Here is a 15,251-nt window from a genome sequence, read left to right as displayed (position 1 = left end):
ACCGCGCCGTAGAGCTCGGGGTCGCGGGACGAAAGCGCTTCCGTGAAGAAGCCGGTATCGCGGTGGGGGGCGTTCATCAAGATCTCCTTGTTCAACCGGTCCAGCCCAGGCCGGCGGCGATGCTGTTCATCGATTGGATCAGGGGTACGGCGGCGCGGTTGCTGGGCTTCGTCCTGGTCTCGCGCAGCAGGCTGACCTGCAACCGGTTGATGCGGTCAAGCTGGGGTTGCAGACGCGCGAACCTGTCGCGCATCAAGGGGAACCGCATGCCGATGGCGGCGCTGCCCGTCAGGGCACGCATCGCCGCGATCGTGCGGGCATGTTCGTCGCGGATGCGGGTGAAGATGCGGGCGCGGATCTCGTCATCCTCGACCAGACCGGCATAAAGCGCCGCGATCTCCATATCCGACAGCATCAGCGATTTCTCGACCTCGTCCACCATCAGCCGGAACAGCGGATGTCGGGCGAACATTTCGCCAAGGAGCCGGTCGCCATCCGTACCCCGCACCTGCCGGAACGAGGCGACGGCCGAGCCGAAGCCATACCATCCTGTCAGCAGGTGGCGGTTCTGCGACCAGGCGAACACCCAGGGAATGGCGCGCAGATCGGCCAGACTCTTGGCACCGAAGCGGCGCGCCGGACGGGAGCCGAGCTTGAGCATCGCCAGCTCCTCGACTGGACTGGCCATCTGAAAATAGTCGATGAAGCCCGGCAGTTCGAGCAGGTTGCAATAGGCTGTCTGCGACATGGCCGACAGCGCCTCGAGCGCGTCGGCATGTTCGGGATTGGCGGCGGGCTGCACCCGCGTCTGCATATGCGCCAACACGGAAGAGGCCAGGAGTTCAAGCTGGTTCAGCGCCGTGCCGCGATTGGCGTATTTCGACGAGACGACCTCGCCCTGTTCTGTGATGCGCAGCTGGCCATGGATCGTACCGGCGGGCTGGGCCGCGATGGCGCGTTCCGTGGGCGCGCCGCCCCGGCTGACCGATCCGCCCCGGCCATGGAAGAAGAGCGGTCGCAACCCGTGCCGTGCCAGCATCTGGGTGATGCGGCGCTGTGCCTTGTCCAGCTCCCAGGTCGAGCATATGAAGCCGCCATCCTTGTTGCTGTCGGAATAGCCGAGCATGATCTCGACCATGCCGTTGCGCATTCGGATGCTGCGCTGCGCGAGCGGAACAGTGAGAAGATCGTCATAGATGGCAGCGGCGCGACGCAGGTCGCCGATGGTTTCGAACAGCGGCACCACCCGCAGGTCAAGCTTCTCGGCCCCGAATCCGGCATAGCGCGCCAGCAGGTAGACGCCCAGGATATCGTCGCTCGACCGGCTCATCGACAGGATGAAGGGTCCGATCGCCTCGGGGTCGCAGGACAGTTGCGTGGCGCGCATCAGCGCCAGAACATCCAGAAATTCGCACGCCTCGGGGGACAGGCGGGCGCGGTCGATATAGGGCAGGTCGGGCTGGCCCAGCTCGCGCCGGAGCTGGTCTGACCAGGCTCGACTGCCGAATTCGGGCGCGGCCCCGGCCAGTTTCCAGATCTCGGCCAGCACGGCGGTGGTGACGGTCGAGTTCTGCCTTATGTCCAGCGTCGCGGTGCGGAAACCAAAGGTTTCGGCCCGCCAGCGGATTGGCCGCAGATGGCGTTCGGCGATGACATGGGCGTCGATGGCGACAAGCGCCGCGTCCAACACCGACAGGTCGGCCACGAATTGCGCGACCGAGGCATAGGCCCGGCCCGTGCCTGCGCCGGTTGCCTCGATCCGCTCGGCCATGACGCTGAGCGCCTGGCGGAACAACTCGCCCGGATTGCGGGATTCCTGCAAGGCCGGATCGCCGGTGCGGGCGATGATGGCGCGCAGGCGCGTCTCATCGGACAGGGGAAGCCGGACGATGCGTGACGTGATGCTGATCGCCCCCGCAGCGGCGCGCAGGGTGGCAAGATATTTGTCGAGAACCGTCTGGCGCGACCGGCGGATCGCTTCGGCGGTCATCGCCGCAGTGACGTTCGGATTGCCGTCGCGATCACCACCGATCCAGGAATGGAATTTGATGCAGGGCGTGATTTCGGGCATCGCGCCGAAGCGCGCCGTCGCGGCCGAGGCAAAGCGGTCGAACACCTGCGGCACGGCGTCGAAGATGCTGTCGCGAAAGAATTGCAGACCCCAGTCGATTTCATCCTTCAGGCTGGGCCGTTCCAGGCGCAACTCGCCCGTCATCCACAGAAGATCGATCTCGCTTTCGATATCGCGCAGGATCTCGTCGCGCTCGCGCGGGGTCCAGCGCTGGGTTTCCAGCGCGACGAGATGGCGATAGATTCGGCGGTGGATTTCCAGAACCGTCACCCGCTTGGCCTCGGTCGGATGGGCGGTCAGCGTTGGTCCGACCGAAAGCTGGCGCGCCATTTCGGCAAAAGCCGCGCCGGACATGGCGGGATCAAGCTCGGCCAGGGCCTTGGCGAAACTGCCGTCGACCGCGGCCGCCCCTTGCTGGGCCTCGGTCTGGCGCCTGTCGCGCATCGCAACATTCTCGTCCATGATCCGGGTCAGCTGGAACCAGATCGTGATCGCCTGAAGGCAGGGAATTGCCGCATCCCCCGGCGGCAGGTCCATCTCGGGCCCTTCGATCAAAGCAGCAACCTGCGGGGCCCGGCGCCCGATGACGTTGCGCCAGAGCCTGTGCAGGTCGGCGCGCAGGCTATCCGAATAATCGTAGGTCTCTGCCGGGATGCTGTCGCGCGGCTTCAATGTGGCGGCCATGACCTAGGCCACCCGATCGCGCGGCGTCTTGCCGTCGAAGAAATCGGTCAGGTTGTCGAAGACGCGGAAACCCATCGCCTCGCGCGTTTCCCGCGTGGCCGAGCCGAGATGCGGAAGAAGCACAAGATTGTCGGCGTTCAGAAGCGCGTCAGGCACCTGCGGCTCGCGTTCAAAGACGTCCAGGCCCGCCCCGCCGATGGTGCCGAACCACAGGGCCTGGGCCAGCGCATGTTCCTCAACCACCTCGCCGCGGGCGGTGTTGATCAGGAAGGCGCCGGGCCGCATAAGATCAAGCCGGTGGGAATTGATCAGATGGCGGTTCGCCTTGCCGCCGGGGCAATGAAGCGAGACGAAATCGCATTCCGGCAGCAGGTCTTCGATGGTCGGCACCTGCACCGCGTTGTAGCGGGCCAGAATCTCGGCGGGGACGGCAGAGCGGTTCTGGACCAGGATCTTCATGCCGAAGCCGAAATGTGCCCGCTGTGCCATAGCCTGGCCGATGCGGCCAAAGCCGATGATACCCAGCGTTGCACCCGAAACCTTGGTGCCGATCAGATGGGTCGGTCGCCAGCCCGACCACCGGCCCTCGCGCAGCTCGCGTTCGCCTTCGCCGGCCCGGCGTGCGACCATCAGCATCAGCGTCATGGCAATGTCTGCGGTGCATTCAGAAAGGACATCGGGCGTGTTCGTCACGGTGATGCCGCGCGTCTTGGCCGCTTCGGTGTCGATATGGGCAAAGCCCACTCCGTAGTTGGCCAGTATCTTTGTCCGCCTGCCCGGGCCGTCGAAAACCGGCGCGGGCAGGCGATCTGTCACTGTGGGAAGAATGGCGTCATACTGGCCCAGGGCGTCGCGAAGCGCCGCCTCGGACAGCGGCTTGTCATCGCGGTTCAGGTCAAGGTCAAAGACCTCGGCCATCCGTGTTTCGACAGCCTGCGGCCAGCGCCGCGTCACCAGAACCTTCGGCTTCGCCATATTTCCCTCCCGTTTATGCTGCCTTGCGGCCCATGACCCGTGCGACCGTCTCGCCGATGACCGAGGGGTTCTCGGCCACGGTGACACCGGCAGCGGTCAGGATCTCGACCTTCTCGGACGCGCTTTCGCCAAAGGCCGAGATGATCGCGCCCGCATGTCCCATGGTGCGCCCCTTGGGCGCGGTCAAGCCGGCGATATAGGCGATGACCGGCTTGGTCATGTGCTCCTGGATATAGGCAGCCGCCTCAGCTTCCTGCGGCCCGCCGATTTCCCCGATCATGCAGACGATATGGGTTTCGGGGTCCGCCTCGAACCGCTCAAGGATATCGCGGAACGAAGAGCCGTTGATCGGATCCCCGCCGATGCCGACCGAGGTGGACACCCCGATGCCGCGATCCATGAGCTGTTGCGCGGCCTCATAGCCCAGCGTGCCCGAGCGACCGACGATGCCAACATGGCCCGGCAGGTAGATATGGCCGGGCATGATGCCGAGAAGGGCCTTGCCCGGGCTGATCGTGCCGGCGCAGTTCGGACCGGTCAGCACCATGCGGCGCTCGCGCGGGTAGCGCATCATGTAGCGCTTGACCCGGATCATGTCCTGCGCGGGGATGCCGTCGGTGATGCAGACGCAATAGCGGATGCCGCCATCGGCCGCTTCCATGATGCTGTCCGCAGCAAAGGGCGGCGGCACGAAGACAAGGCTCGAATCCGCCCCGGTCGCTTCGACGGCCTGTTTCACCGTGTCAAAGACCGGCACGCCGAAGACGGTCTCGCCGCCCTTGCCGGGCACCACCCCGGCCACGACATTCGTGCCATAATCCAGCATTTCCTTGGTGTGGAACTGTGCCATGCGGCCCGTGATGCCCTGAACGACAACGCGGCTTTGCCGGTCGAGGAAAATGCTCATCAGATCGCCCTCATCTTGGTGTTCTGTTTCTGATCGTTCTTCCAGGCCGTGACCGCGCGCTCGGCCGCTTCCATGAGCGAGCCTGCACGAAGGATCGGCAGACCGGAATTGGCAAGGATCTTCTGCCCCGCCTCGACATTGGTGCCCGCCAGCCGGACGATGACCGGCACATCGACAGGGTTCGCCGTCAGCGCCTGCACGACACCTTCGGCCACCCAGTCGCAACGGTTGATGCCCGCGAAGATATTGACAAGGATCGCCTGGACATTCTCGTCCGACATCACCAGCCGGAAGGCCTTGGCCACCCGCTCGGGCGTGGCCCCGCCGCCGATGTCGAGGAAGTTCGCAGGCTCGCCCCCGGCAAGCTTGATCGTGTCCATCGTCGCCATGGCAAGGCCCGCGCCATTGACGATGCAGCCGATATTTCCGGTCAGGCCAATATAGGCCAGGCCGCGATCCGCCGCGCGCGCTTCGCGCGGGTCTTCCTGGCTTTTGTCGCGCAGTTCGGAAATCTGCGGATGCCGGAACAGCGCGTTGTTGTCGAAGGTCATCTTGGCGTCCAGCGCCAGGATGCGGTTGTCGGCGGTGATGACCAGCGGATTGATCTCGACCATCGTGGCGTCAAGCTCGCGGAAGGCCCGGTAGCAGCCGGTCAGGGTGCGGACCATCTGCTGCGTCAGCGCAGGCGGGATATTCAGCGCATAGGAGATTTCGCGGGCCTGGAATTCCTGCAGGCCGACCGCGGGTTCGACCGTCGAGCGCACGATCGAGTCGGGGCGAGTCTCGGAAATCTCTTCGATCTCCATCCCGCCTTCCGAAGAGGCGACGATCATCACCCGCTGCGTCGTGCGGTCCAGCACGAAGCCGAGATAGATCTCGCGGCCGAAATCCACGGCATTCTCGACATAGACGCGATAGATCCCCTTGCCCTCGGGCCCGGTCTGATGCGTCACCAGCTTGCGGCCGAACATCTCGTTCGTGGCATCCTGGATTTCGTGCTCTGACTTGCAAAGCTTGACGCCACCCGCCTTGCCACGCCCGCCGGCATGAACCTGCGCCTTGACGATCCAGCGGTCGCCGCCCAGTTCGCGGGCGCGGTAGGCCGCCTGCTCGGGGCTGTAGGCCAGGCCGCCCTGCGGCACGGCGACGCCGAACCGCGCAAGGATTTCCTTGGCCTGGTATTCGTGAATATCCATCTTAGCCTCCCTCTCTTCCGGCTATTCCGCGGCCATCAGGTTCTTGTAATAGGCTTGCAGCCCCTGGGTGGCGCGGGCGATGTCCACCCCGGCCCCCATGTCGTTCATCGCCGTGGCAAAGCGCGTCACGATGTCGGTGATCGCGGCCTCGGACAATTGGTTCAGGATGCCGATCCGAACCTGGACCGGCTCGGACAGGGTCGGCCAGATGCCGAAGCCCTTGGCGCGGCAGGACTGGACCAGCTCCTTTTCACGCCCCGCCAGCGCGCCGGGCAGGTTAAGAACGACAAGGCTGGTCATGTTCGACGTGACCTCGCAGCCCATCGCCGACACGGCTTCGCGCAGGGCGCGTTCATGATGCGCATAGTCTGCCGCCTTGCGGGCCCTGCCATGCTGAAGGTTGATGCGCAGCGCCTCGTGGAAAGCGGCAACCGCATAGCCGGAATGGGTGCGGTGATAGCTTCCCGCGGCCACGTCCTTGCCATCCACGATGCCCCAGTGCCGGGCCTCGAGAATCGGATGGTGGACATAGGTGTGGCAGCCATTGGCGCGCACTTCCTCGATATACTTGTCGCTGAAGCTTACGGGCGCATAGGTCAGCGGCAGGCAGAGCACGCCCTTCTGCGGGCAGGATGCCCAGCCCACGACTCCCGGATAATCGTCGATCGAGAAATCCGCGATCCCCAGCGACGAGACAGCGTCGACAAGGCCAAGGGCGGAATGGCGCTGGCAGGCATCCGAGAAGCCCTGCAGGTCGTTGATGCGGCCCGACCCGGTTTCCCAATGCGCCATGAAGGCCCATTTCGGTTTCTTCTCGGCCAGGACCCGGTCCACCAGTTCGCCGCTGACCGACTGGCCATGCGGAACGGTGACGATGGTCACATTGCCTGGGTGCGGATCCATCGGATTGGCGCGCAAATCCTCGCGGCTCGAGGCCTTCATGCGTATCGAGAGCCCGTCGATGCCGCTGAACGTGCCGTTCACAAAGACAACGACAGTGTCTCCCGGCAGAATGGCCGAGACGAGGCAGTCCAGCCCGCTGAATCCGGTGCCGCCGACGCCATAGGTATAGGTGTTCTTCGTGCCCCAGACCTTGCGCAGCATTTCCTTGCATTCGATCATCCCGCGCAGGACATCGGCCTGCATGTGATCGGCAAGGCCTGCATTGGCAAAGCTTGCCAGAACACGCGCGTCGGTGTTGCCCGGACCGGGGCCGGCGGCCAGGGTCTCGGGAATCGAGAGTTGCGGGAAAATTTCGGTATCTGTCATGCGACGCCCCTCCCAAGGCGATTGACGGCGTGACCGAGCGTTTCGGAAGACCTGCGACCTTCCGGGTGCAGCGGAAGAAAGGGTCGCGGGGCCTGCCTGGGACGTCGGTCCTGACGCTTAGGAAAGCGGCGCTCGACAAATCCCACAACAGTCGAATATCCTGCTTTTGGGCATCTATTTGGATGGGTAAATACCTACCCAAAAAGGTTGATATACTGCGGTATGCAATTTGCACCCTACCAAAACGGGTAGGGCGGAGGTCGGAATGGCTGCTTTTGAGGCACAGAACAAGGCCGAACGGATCACGCTGATGCTGGCGGATGCAAACCCGCTCATGCTGACCGCGCTGTCCGAGATTTTCGAGAAGGATCGCCGATTCTCTTTGGTGGCGACTGCGGCCACAGCCGAAGGGTTTCTTGGCATGGCGATGCGTATGCCGGTGCAGGTTGGCGTGATCGGTTGGACCTTGCCTGCCCTTGGCGGTGCGCGCCTGATCGACGTCTTGCGCGCCCAGGCCAATGCGCCGCGCCTGGTGGTCTATGCCGAAGACAGCGGCGACATCCCGCGCAAGGCCATGACCGCGGGGGCTGCCGGATTCGTCTCGCGCTCCGAATCGGTCGAGCGGCTTTTGGAGACCTGCCTTGCCGTCGCCAACGGCCAGATGGTCTTTCCGTTCCTGGATGTGCGCAGCCTGAAACAGGATCCGATCGAATCGCTGTCGCCGCGCGAACGGATTCTGCTGGAAGCCCTGTCCAAGGGGCTGACCAACCGCGAGCTGTCGCGCGAGCTGAACATCAGCGCGAATACAGTGAAATTCCACCTCTCGAACCTGTTCGAGAAGCTGGCCGTGAAGAACCGCGCCCAGGCCATCGCCTTTTTCTATGCCAATCGCATGACCCGAGGCGAGGTTTAGGCCGCGACATTTTCTGTCTTGACGAAGCACCCTGCCTTCGCGGATGCCTTAAGACGGGTGCAGCTCCTACGTCTTGGCAGGAGCCCAAACAATGTCTTTCCACGTCATCCAGCAGGCGCCCGCGCGCTTGAACCGCAGCGAGCTGGCCGTTCCAGGCAGCGCCCCCCAGATGTTCGAAAAGGCGGCCGCTTCGGATGCGGACGTGATCTTCCTTGATCTGGAGGATGCCGTCGCCCCCGATGACAAGGCCCAGGCCCGCAAGAACATCATCAAGGCCCTGAACGAGATGGATTGGGGCAAGAAGACCATGTCGGTGCGGATCAACGGCCTTGATACCCATTACATGTATCGTGACGTCGTCGATGTGGTCGAACAGGCCGGCGAACGTCTTGACCTGATCATGATCCCCAAGGTCGGCACCGCCGCCGATGTCTATGCCGTCGACATGATGGTGACCCAGATCGAGGATGCGAAAGGGTACAAGAAGCGGATCGGCTTTGAGCATATCATCGAGACCGCTCTGGGGATGCAGAATGTCTCGGACATCGCCGCCGCCTCGAAGCGCAATGAAAGCCTGCATTTCGGCGTGGCCGATTATGCCGCCTCGACCCGCGCCCGCACGACGATCATCGGCGGCGTGAACCCCGACTACTCGGTTCTGACCGACAAGCTGGACGACGGCAGCCGGGCCGTGCATTGGGGCGATATGTGGCACTATGCCCTGGCGCGCATGGTCGTGGCCGCGCGCGCCAACGGCCTGCGTCCGGTCGATGGTCCCTTCGGCGATTTCTCGGATCCCGACGGCTATCGTGCCGCGGCCAAACGTGCCGCCGTGCTGGGTTGCGAGGGCAAATGGGCGATCCATCCCAGCCAGGTTGCGCTGGCCAATGAGGTGATGAGCCCGTCCGAGGCCGAAGTCACCCGAGCCCGCCGCATCCTCGAGGCGATGGAACAGGCCGCGCGCGAGGGCAAGGGTGCCGTGTCGCTGGATGGCAGGCTGATCGACTATGCCTCGATCCGTCAGGCCGAGGTTCTGGTCGAGAAGGCCCGTCAGATTGCCGGAGCCTGACCTCGTCATCGGCCTGCGCGAAAGGGCACAGCAGCTCTTCGCGCAGGCCTGCGCCGCCGCCGATCCGGCCCGTGCACTGGCAAATGCGCTGGCCGAGGCGCCATTGCCCCGACCTGATCCCGGCGGCATCTACCGCATCGTCGCGGTGGGCAAAGCCGCCATTCCCATGGCCGAATACCTTCTTGGTCGGCTGGGGCGCGCGGCATTCAAAGCGGTCGTGGTGACGAATGCGGAAAATGGTCGCCCGCTGCGCGGTGCCCGTGTCTATGTCGCGGGCCATCCGGTGCCTGATGATCGGGGCGCGCGCGCGGCTGCGGCGGTCGAGGCGCTGCTGACGCCCGCTGTTGCGGCGGATCGCGTGATCGCTCTGATTTCAGGGGGCGGATCGGCGCTGCTGCCTGCGCCCGTTGCCGGCCTGACTTTGGCCGACAAGGCCGAGGTGAACCAGATTCTTCTGGCGGGTGGCTTTGACATCACCGAAATGAACCTTGTCCGCCAACAGCTTTCGCGGCTGAAAGGCGGCGGGCTGCTGCGGATCGCCAGCCCTGCTCCGGTGACGGCCCATATCCTGTCCGACGTGATCGGCGATGACCTGCGGGTGATCGCATCGGGGCCGACCGTTGCGCCGATTGGAGACCGCAAGGCCGCCCGCGACCTGTTGCACGCGCGCGGTGCCTGGCAAAGCCTGCCCGAAGCCGCAAGGCTCGTGCTGGCACAAGAGGATGTCGCTCTGGCACCCCTGCCCCCGGCGCGGAACATCCTCATCGGATCAAACCGCAAAAGTCTGGACGCCGTCGTGGCGGCAGAGGGGCCGCAGGCGGTTGTGGTGAACGACTGCCTGACCGGAGATGTCGCCGATGCCGCTGCCAAGGTCATCGAGGCGGCGCGGCGGGAAAGCCATGGGCGACCGGCCTGCCTGGTCTTCGGCGGCGAGACGACGGTGACACTTCGGGGCGATGGCCGGGGCGGGCGAAATCAGGAGCTTGCGCTGCGCATCGCGATGGCGATGCCGGATCTGGGCCGAAGCTGGGTTTTCCTCTCGGGCGGCACCGATGGGCGCGACGGGCCGACAGATGCCGCCGGCGGCTTGGTCGATGCCGCGACGCCGGGGCGCATCCGGGCCGCGGGTGGGGATCCGGGGTTGCTGCTTGCCCGAAATGACAGCCATGCCGCCCTTGGCCTGGCGGGCGACCTGCTGAAGACCGGACCAACAGGGACAAATGTCGCCGATGTCCAGATCCTGCTCTTCGCTTGATCGACCCGGGTTTTCGTTCGTCTGACGAGCCGGGCCGCCCCCGGCCCGTCCCCGTCGCAGAGCCGGGATTGCGCGTCCCGCCACAGGGCATTCGGGTGGCAGCACCCTGCGCCGGCAGCTGGCGATTGAGCTTGCGCGAGGCTGCGGAAAAGCACGCCGCGATGGAAGCCGCGATTGCAGCCTGCGCCGCGCGGAAATACGCTGCCTTCTCAGCCTGATCGACGCTGCCCCTCCTTCTGGCCTGGGCGTGCCGCGCGCCGGGCCGAGGTTGAACCACCTGCCCGGAGGACGGAATGAACGGCGCCGACATTCTTTGCGAAACATTGCTGGCGAACGGGATCGACACCTGCTTTGCCAACCCGGGCACGTCCGAGATGCATTTCGTCGCCGCGCTGGACCGCCAGCCGCAGATGCGCTGCGTCCTTGGCCTGTTCGAAGGCGTGGTGACCGGCGCCGCCGATGGCTATGCCCGCATGGCTGACCGCCCCGCCGTCACGCTGCTTCACACCGGGCCGGGGTTGGCGAACGGGTTGGCCAATCTCCACAATGCCCGGCGGGCGCATACTCCGATGGTCAATATCGTCGGCGACCATGCCACCTATCACCTGATCTATGACGCCCCGCTGACTTCGGACATCGATTCGCTTGCGCGGCCGATGTCGGATTGGATCGGCCGGGCCGACAGCACCGCGAATGTCGGAGCGCGCACCGAAGAGGCGATCCGCGCCGCCCTGACCGGGGCAGGCGGGATATCGACCCTGATCCTTCCTGCCGATGCGGCCTGGACCGAGGGCACCTTTCCGCCCCCCACCGTTATCGCCCCTCCGCCGCTGCCCCTGCCCGATCCCGCGCAGCTGCGAGCGGCAGCCGAGGCCTTGCGCAACGGGCGCCAAACCACGATCCTTGTCAGCGGCCTGGCCTTGCGCGCGCCGCAACTGGAACTGCTCGACCGGATCGCGCAAAAGACCGAGGCGCGGCTTCTGGCCCAGCAGGCCAATGGCCGGATGCAGCGCGGCGCGGGGCGGATCGCGCTGGATCGCGTGCCCTATGTCATCGACCAGGCCCTGGCCTGTTTCGCCACCACCGAGCAGGTCATCCTGATCGGGGCCAAGGCGCCGGTCGGCTTCTTCGCCTATCCGGGCAAGCCCGGCAGTATGCTGCCGGAAAGCTGCGCCGTGCTGGAGCTTGCACCGCCGCATCACGATCTGCCCGCCGCCATCGCCGCGCTGGCCGATGAAGTGGGCTTGGCCCCGGTGGCCCGGCTTGCGCCGCGCCAGCGCCCCGACCTGCCGCGCGGCGTGCTGACCCCAGACGCCATCGCGCTGGCGCTGGCCGCCGCGATGCCCGAGGGCGCGATCATCTGCGATGAATCCATCACCTCGGGACGCGATTTCTTCGGCGCAACCTATGGCGCTGCACCACATGACTTTTTGCAACTGACCGGCGGCGCGATCGGCGACGGCATCCCCATGGCGGTCGGTGCTGCTGTCGCCTGCCCCGACCGCAAGGTCATCGGCCTTCAGGCCGATGGCAGCGGCATGTACACGGTTCAGGGCCTCTGGACCCAGGCACGCGAGCGCCTGGACGTGCTGACCATCGTCTTCGCCAATCGCCGCTACCAGATCTTGCACGGCGAATTGCTGAATGTCGGGGCCGGTCCTGCCGGGCAGAATGCACGCCGAATGCTCGATCTTGACGATCCAGCGCTGGACTGGGTCGGTCTGGCACGGGCCATGGGCGTCGAGGCCGCCCGGGCTGACACCGCCGAAGCCTTCTGCGAGCTGCTGCGCGCCGCGCTGACCCGCAAAGGCCCTTTCCTGATCGAGGCGGTGATCTGAGTGTTTGCAGAGTGGGTCCACCGCGTTGTGGAGTGCAGCCATAGGGGTGCTTCGCCAGGGTAAGGCCTATCTCTTCTCGTTTGCGATCGCGCCCGTCTGCAAAGGGCGCGCCGGAAACGAGGCTTGACGTGCGGTCTTTGTGCGACGGGATGTCTCGAGGAAAACCCGTCGCCAAACGCGGAAAAACGTGCTCACTGACCAGCCGCAGCGTGCCGCTGTCAAGATGCCCTTCGGCGCGGACACTGACGGACTGGGTCGCCACGCGCCCCCATCGGGCGTATCGACCCGTCCCTTTCCCCTGGCCTCAGGCGGAAATGTCGATCACGACCCGCCCCCGAATACGTCCCGCGACGATATCGGCGGCGAGGGTGGGCACGGCAGAAAGCGGCTCGACCCGTGCAATGGCGGCCAGGTATGCCTTGTCCAGCCGGGCCGCCAGCAGCGCCCAGGCGCGGTCCCGCCGGGCCTGCGGTGCCATCACGCTGTCAATGCCCAGAAGAGCCACGCCGCGCAGGATATGCGGGGCCACGGTGGCCGGCAGATCCATGCCGCCGGCCAGACCGCAGGCCGCAACCGCGCCGCCATAGATCGTCTGCGCCAGCACATTCGCCAGCGTGGTAGACCCGACCGAATCCACCGCGCCGCCCCAGCGCTCTTTCTGCAAGGCGCCCCCCTTCTCGGCCAGCGCAGCCCGGTCGACAAAGCCGGTGGCGCCCAGAGCCGCCAGATAGTCATGCGTCTCGGGTCGTCCGGTGGCGGCGGTCACGCGATAGCCCGCCGAAGCCAGCAACGGGATCGCGGTGGACCCGACACCGCCGGCAGCGCCAGTGACCAGAACTTCGGCTCCGCCGGGCTGGATCACGCCCCAATCCTCCAGCGCGTTCACCGACAGGGCCGCCGTATAGCCCGCCGTCCCCACCGCCATCGCCTGTTCCGGGGTGAAGCCTTCCGGCAGGCGCGTGAGCCATTCGGGCTTCAGCCGCTGAAAGCGGCTATACCCGCCCCACTCGGTTTCAGAGAGGCCCCAGCCATTGACGATCACGCGGTCGCCAGGCGACCAGAGCGGCGAGCGGCTTTCCACGACCGTTCCGGCAAGATCGATCCCTGCGACCATCGGCAGCCGTCGCGCGATCCGGCCCGTGCCGCTGACGGCCAGCCCATCTTTGTAGTTGAGCGTGGAATGCGAGATCTCGACCAGAACGCCGTGATCCGGCAGGTCGCTCAGCGCGATCTCGCGAAATTCAGCGCGTGGCTTGCCCTCGTGGTCGACGATCATCAGGGCGCGGAAGGTGTCGGTCATTTGTTGTTTCCTTCTGAAGAGGCGGCTGCGGCATTGCGGCTGGCGCGCCGGGCAAGGGCCCGGTCAAGAATGGCATGCATTCCGTTCAGATGCTCGCGCATCGCCTTGGCGGCACGATCGCCATCGCGGGCGGAAACCGCATCCAGCACATGGGCATGCCCGTCGACGGTGAGGCGGCGCTCGTGGTCGGCATAGATCAGCAGATTGGTCACCGGAACGAAGCTCTCGATCACCGCATACATCATCAGGCACAGAGGTCCGTTGCGGGTGGCTGTCGCCAAGGCACGGTGGAACCGCACATCCGAGGCGCAGAATTCCTCATCCGACAGAGATTGGTCCCGTTGCCTGGCGATCTCGGCGGCAAGCTGCTCCAGATCCTCGTCGCGGCGATACTCGGCTGCCAGGCGGCAGCAGACAGACTCGGTCTCGAGCCGCGCAGAGACGATTTCATCTACGCTGAACGTGCCGACACCGATCAGCAGGGTTGCCGCATCGGTCAGAGTGCGGCCGATCTGCTCGGGGTCGGGGCGGCAGACAAATGTCCCGCCGGTCGGGCCGCGGCGGGCGCGGATCAGATTCTGCGCCGCCAGCACTTTGAGCGCCTCGCGCACGGTGGGCCGTGAAATGCCAAAGCGCTGTGCCAGTTCCTCTTCGGTCGGAAGGCGTTCATCGACTTTCAGCCGCCCTTCCAGAATGGCGGTGCGGATCAGGTCCGCCACCTGCCGCGGCAGGCCGCTGCGCACGATTTCTTCATATTCCAGCGCCATGCCACTCTCGGGTTGTTCAGAATCGCCTCGAGGATAGCACGAGCGCAGATATACTAAAAGGTTTGACAAATAGACAAATGATTGGCTGAATAGGCTGACGGCGCCTCGGGCGCAACGAAACTGCGCCAAACTGACCCCACCCGCGAAGGTGCAAAAGGGCGCGCGCCGCTTTCAGCCGGCGGGCGGGATGCGATAGCCGAAGGCGCCGCCCATCATGAAGACCAGATAGATCGCCGCCATGGTCAGGAAGGTCTGCCAGACCCCGATCGAGCCATCGGCACTGAAATGTTCCATCAGCTTCTGTGCCAACGGCGAGCCGACCATGGCACCGCCGCCAAAGCCCATGATCGCCATGCCGGTCGCCATGCCGCGCCAGTCGGGGAACCATTTGATCAGGGTCGAGACCGGCGAGATATAGCCCAGGCCCTGCCCGATGCCGCCGATCACCCCCGCCCCCAGCCACATCAGCCAGAGCTGATGGGTCATCACCCCCATCGTCGCCACCGCGATGCCGCCCGACCAGCACAGGGCCGAGACAAAGCCCGCCTTGCGGGGCCCGCCGCGCTCAAGCCAGCCGCCCCAGATCGCGGCCGAACAGCCCAGAAGCGCGAAGAACAGCGTGTAGATCCAGCCCAGATCGGCGATACGCCAGTTGCATTCGGTGGTGAACAGCGCCGTGCCCAGCCCCATGGCCTTGCAGGCTTCGCTGGCCTCGCCGGGAATGGCATTGGTCAGCGGCAGCCAGAACACCGAGAAGCCATAGGCCATGCCGATACACAGATGGATGGCCAGGGCCGCGGGGGGCACCAGCCAGCGGTTGAAACCCGGTTTCGCGATGATCCTTTCCCGGTCAAGCAGCCCGGGGCTGCCCGCCATCCCTTCGGTTATTGCAGTCATCTTTCCCTCCCTCGGCCTCTTTGGCCCTTTGCGGGGGAAGGCCCTTCGCAGAGCTGCGCCTGCGCCTCCTGGCCTGTCTTGCTGTAAGACCAGGCCCCTGCCCCCGCCTT

The 15,251-nt window shown here is 65.4% G+C and carries 12 protein-coding genes; 4 read left to right on the top strand and 8 right to left on the bottom strand.

Annotated elements, in window-relative coordinates; genetic code table 11:
* Nucleotides 1-91: 91 nt before the first annotated feature.
* From ACED67_RS10345 to ACED67_RS10325, 5 genes are read right to left on the bottom strand one after another with little or no spacing between them, the layout of a single operon-like run.
* The gene (locus ACED67_RS10345) at nt 92-2,755 is read right to left on the bottom strand and encodes a phosphoenolpyruvate carboxylase (protein ID WP_395541518.1); all 2,664 of its coding nucleotides are present in this window, start codon (nt 2,753-2,755) and stop codon (nt 92-94) included.
* Nucleotides 2,756-2,758: 3 nt separating this feature from the next.
* Nucleotides 2,759-3,730, bottom strand: coding sequence for a 2-hydroxyacid dehydrogenase (locus ACED67_RS10340; RefSeq protein ID WP_395541517.1), 972 nt, complete (start codon nt 3,728-3,730; stop codon nt 2,759-2,761).
* Between the two features lie 13 nt (nt 3,731-3,743).
* Nucleotides 3,744-4,637, bottom strand: coding sequence for a succinate--CoA ligase subunit alpha (gene sucD, locus ACED67_RS10335; RefSeq protein ID WP_395541516.1), 894 nt, complete (start codon nt 4,635-4,637; stop codon nt 3,744-3,746).
* Nucleotides 4,637-5,833 (bottom strand): malate--CoA ligase subunit beta, encoded by a 1,197-nt coding sequence (locus ACED67_RS10330; protein WP_395541515.1) that lies wholly within the window; start codon nt 5,831-5,833, stop codon nt 4,637-4,639. Before ACED67_RS10330 ends, sucD begins: the two co-directional genes overlap by 1 nt.
* A 21-nt stretch (nt 5,834-5,854) precedes the next feature.
* Nucleotides 5,855-7,102 carry a pyridoxal-phosphate-dependent aminotransferase family protein gene (locus ACED67_RS10325; RefSeq protein WP_395541514.1) on the bottom strand — a complete coding sequence of 416 codons (1,248 nt, stop codon included), beginning with the start codon at nt 7,100-7,102 and terminating at the stop codon, nt 5,855-5,857.
* A 310-nt stretch (nt 7,103-7,412) separates the two neighbouring features.
* Between ACED67_RS10325 and ACED67_RS10320 the strand changes: the two genes are divergently transcribed.
* The 4 genes from ACED67_RS10320 to ACED67_RS10305 all read left to right on the top strand — a co-directional run bounded on the left by ACED67_RS10320 (nt 7,413) and on the right by ACED67_RS10305 (nt 12,177).
* Nucleotides 7,413-8,015, top strand: a complete 603-nt coding sequence (locus ACED67_RS10320; RefSeq protein WP_395541525.1) for a LuxR C-terminal-related transcriptional regulator — start codon at nt 7,413-7,415, stop codon at nt 8,013-8,015.
* A 91-nt stretch (nt 8,016-8,106) separates the two neighbouring features.
* Entirely contained in the window at nt 8,107-9,084 is a 978-nt protein-coding gene (locus ACED67_RS10315; protein ID WP_395541513.1) for an HpcH/HpaI aldolase/citrate lyase family protein, read from the top strand.
* A complete protein-coding gene (locus ACED67_RS10310) occupies nt 9,071-10,339 on the top strand; it encodes a glycerate kinase type-2 family protein (RefSeq protein WP_395541512.1) in 1,269 nt (422 codons plus the stop codon). The genes ACED67_RS10315 and ACED67_RS10310 overlap by 14 nt, the downstream gene beginning before the upstream one ends.
* A gap of 293 nt (nt 10,340-10,632) precedes the next feature.
* Nucleotides 10,633-12,177: an acetolactate synthase large subunit gene (locus ACED67_RS10305; RefSeq protein ID WP_395541511.1), complete on the top strand. Its 1,545-nt coding sequence runs from the start codon at nt 10,633-10,635 to the stop codon at nt 12,175-12,177.
* A gap of 304 nt (nt 12,178-12,481) precedes the next feature.
* On the opposite strand, the gene ACED67_RS10300 is transcribed toward ACED67_RS10305, so the two are convergent.
* The 3 genes from ACED67_RS10300 to ACED67_RS10290 form a co-directional block, all read right to left on the bottom strand.
* Complete coding sequence (locus ACED67_RS10300) at nt 12,482-13,477, bottom strand: MDR family oxidoreductase (RefSeq protein WP_395541510.1); 996 nt, start codon at nt 13,475-13,477, stop codon at nt 12,482-12,484.
* The gene (locus tag ACED67_RS10295) at nt 13,474-14,244 is read right to left on the bottom strand and encodes a FadR/GntR family transcriptional regulator (protein WP_395541509.1); all 771 of its coding nucleotides are present in this window, start codon (nt 14,242-14,244) and stop codon (nt 13,474-13,476) included. Before ACED67_RS10295 ends, ACED67_RS10300 begins: the two co-directional genes overlap by 4 nt.
* Before the next feature lie 171 nt (nt 14,245-14,415).
* Nucleotides 14,416-15,141 carry an MFS transporter gene (locus ACED67_RS10290; protein WP_395541508.1) on the bottom strand — a complete coding sequence of 242 codons (726 nt, stop codon included), beginning with the start codon at nt 15,139-15,141 and terminating at the stop codon, nt 14,416-14,418.
* Nucleotides 15,142-15,251 lie beyond the last annotated feature (110 nt).

Source organism: Neotabrizicola paludis, assembly GCF_044142105.1.
Lineage (GTDB): Bacteria > Pseudomonadota > Alphaproteobacteria > Rhodobacterales > Rhodobacteraceae > Pseudogemmobacter.
This window is presented reverse-complemented; position numbering and strand designations above follow the sequence as displayed.

What these genes read in the sequence shown, in the direction of transcription:
- ACED67_RS10320 (WP_395541525.1), top strand. Translation starts at nt 7,413, where the DNA reads ATGCTGGCGGATGCAAACCCGCTCATGCTGACCGCGCTGTCCGAGATT.
- ACED67_RS10315 (WP_395541513.1), top strand. Translation starts at nt 8,107, where the DNA reads ATGTCTTTCCACGTCATCCAGCAGGCGCCCGCGCGCTTGAACCGCAGC.
- ACED67_RS10300 (WP_395541510.1), bottom strand. Translation starts at nt 13,477, where the DNA reads ATGACCGACACCTTCCGCGCCCTGATGATCGTCGACCACGAGGGCAAG.
- sucD (WP_395541516.1), bottom strand. Translation starts at nt 4,637, where the DNA reads ATGAGCATTTTCCTCGACCGGCAAAGCCGCGTTGTCGTTCAGGGCATC.
- ACED67_RS10295 (WP_395541509.1), bottom strand. Translation starts at nt 14,244, where the DNA reads ATGGCGCTGGAATATGAAGAAATCGTGCGCAGCGGCCTGCCGCGGCAG.
- ACED67_RS10290 (WP_395541508.1), bottom strand. Translation starts at nt 15,141, where the DNA reads ATGACTGCAATAACCGAAGGGATGGCGGGCAGCCCCGGGCTGCTTGAC.
- ACED67_RS10345 (WP_395541518.1), bottom strand. Translation starts at nt 2,755, where the DNA reads ATGGCCGCCACATTGAAGCCGCGCGACAGCATCCCGGCAGAGACCTAC.
- ACED67_RS10305 (WP_395541511.1), top strand. Translation starts at nt 10,633, where the DNA reads ATGAACGGCGCCGACATTCTTTGCGAAACATTGCTGGCGAACGGGATC.
- ACED67_RS10330 (WP_395541515.1), bottom strand. Translation starts at nt 5,833, where the DNA reads ATGGATATTCACGAATACCAGGCCAAGGAAATCCTTGCGCGGTTCGGC.
- ACED67_RS10340 (WP_395541517.1), bottom strand. Translation starts at nt 3,730, where the DNA reads ATGGCGAAGCCGAAGGTTCTGGTGACGCGGCGCTGGCCGCAGGCTGTC.
- ACED67_RS10325 (WP_395541514.1), bottom strand. Translation starts at nt 7,102, where the DNA reads ATGACAGATACCGAAATTTTCCCGCAACTCTCGATTCCCGAGACCCTG.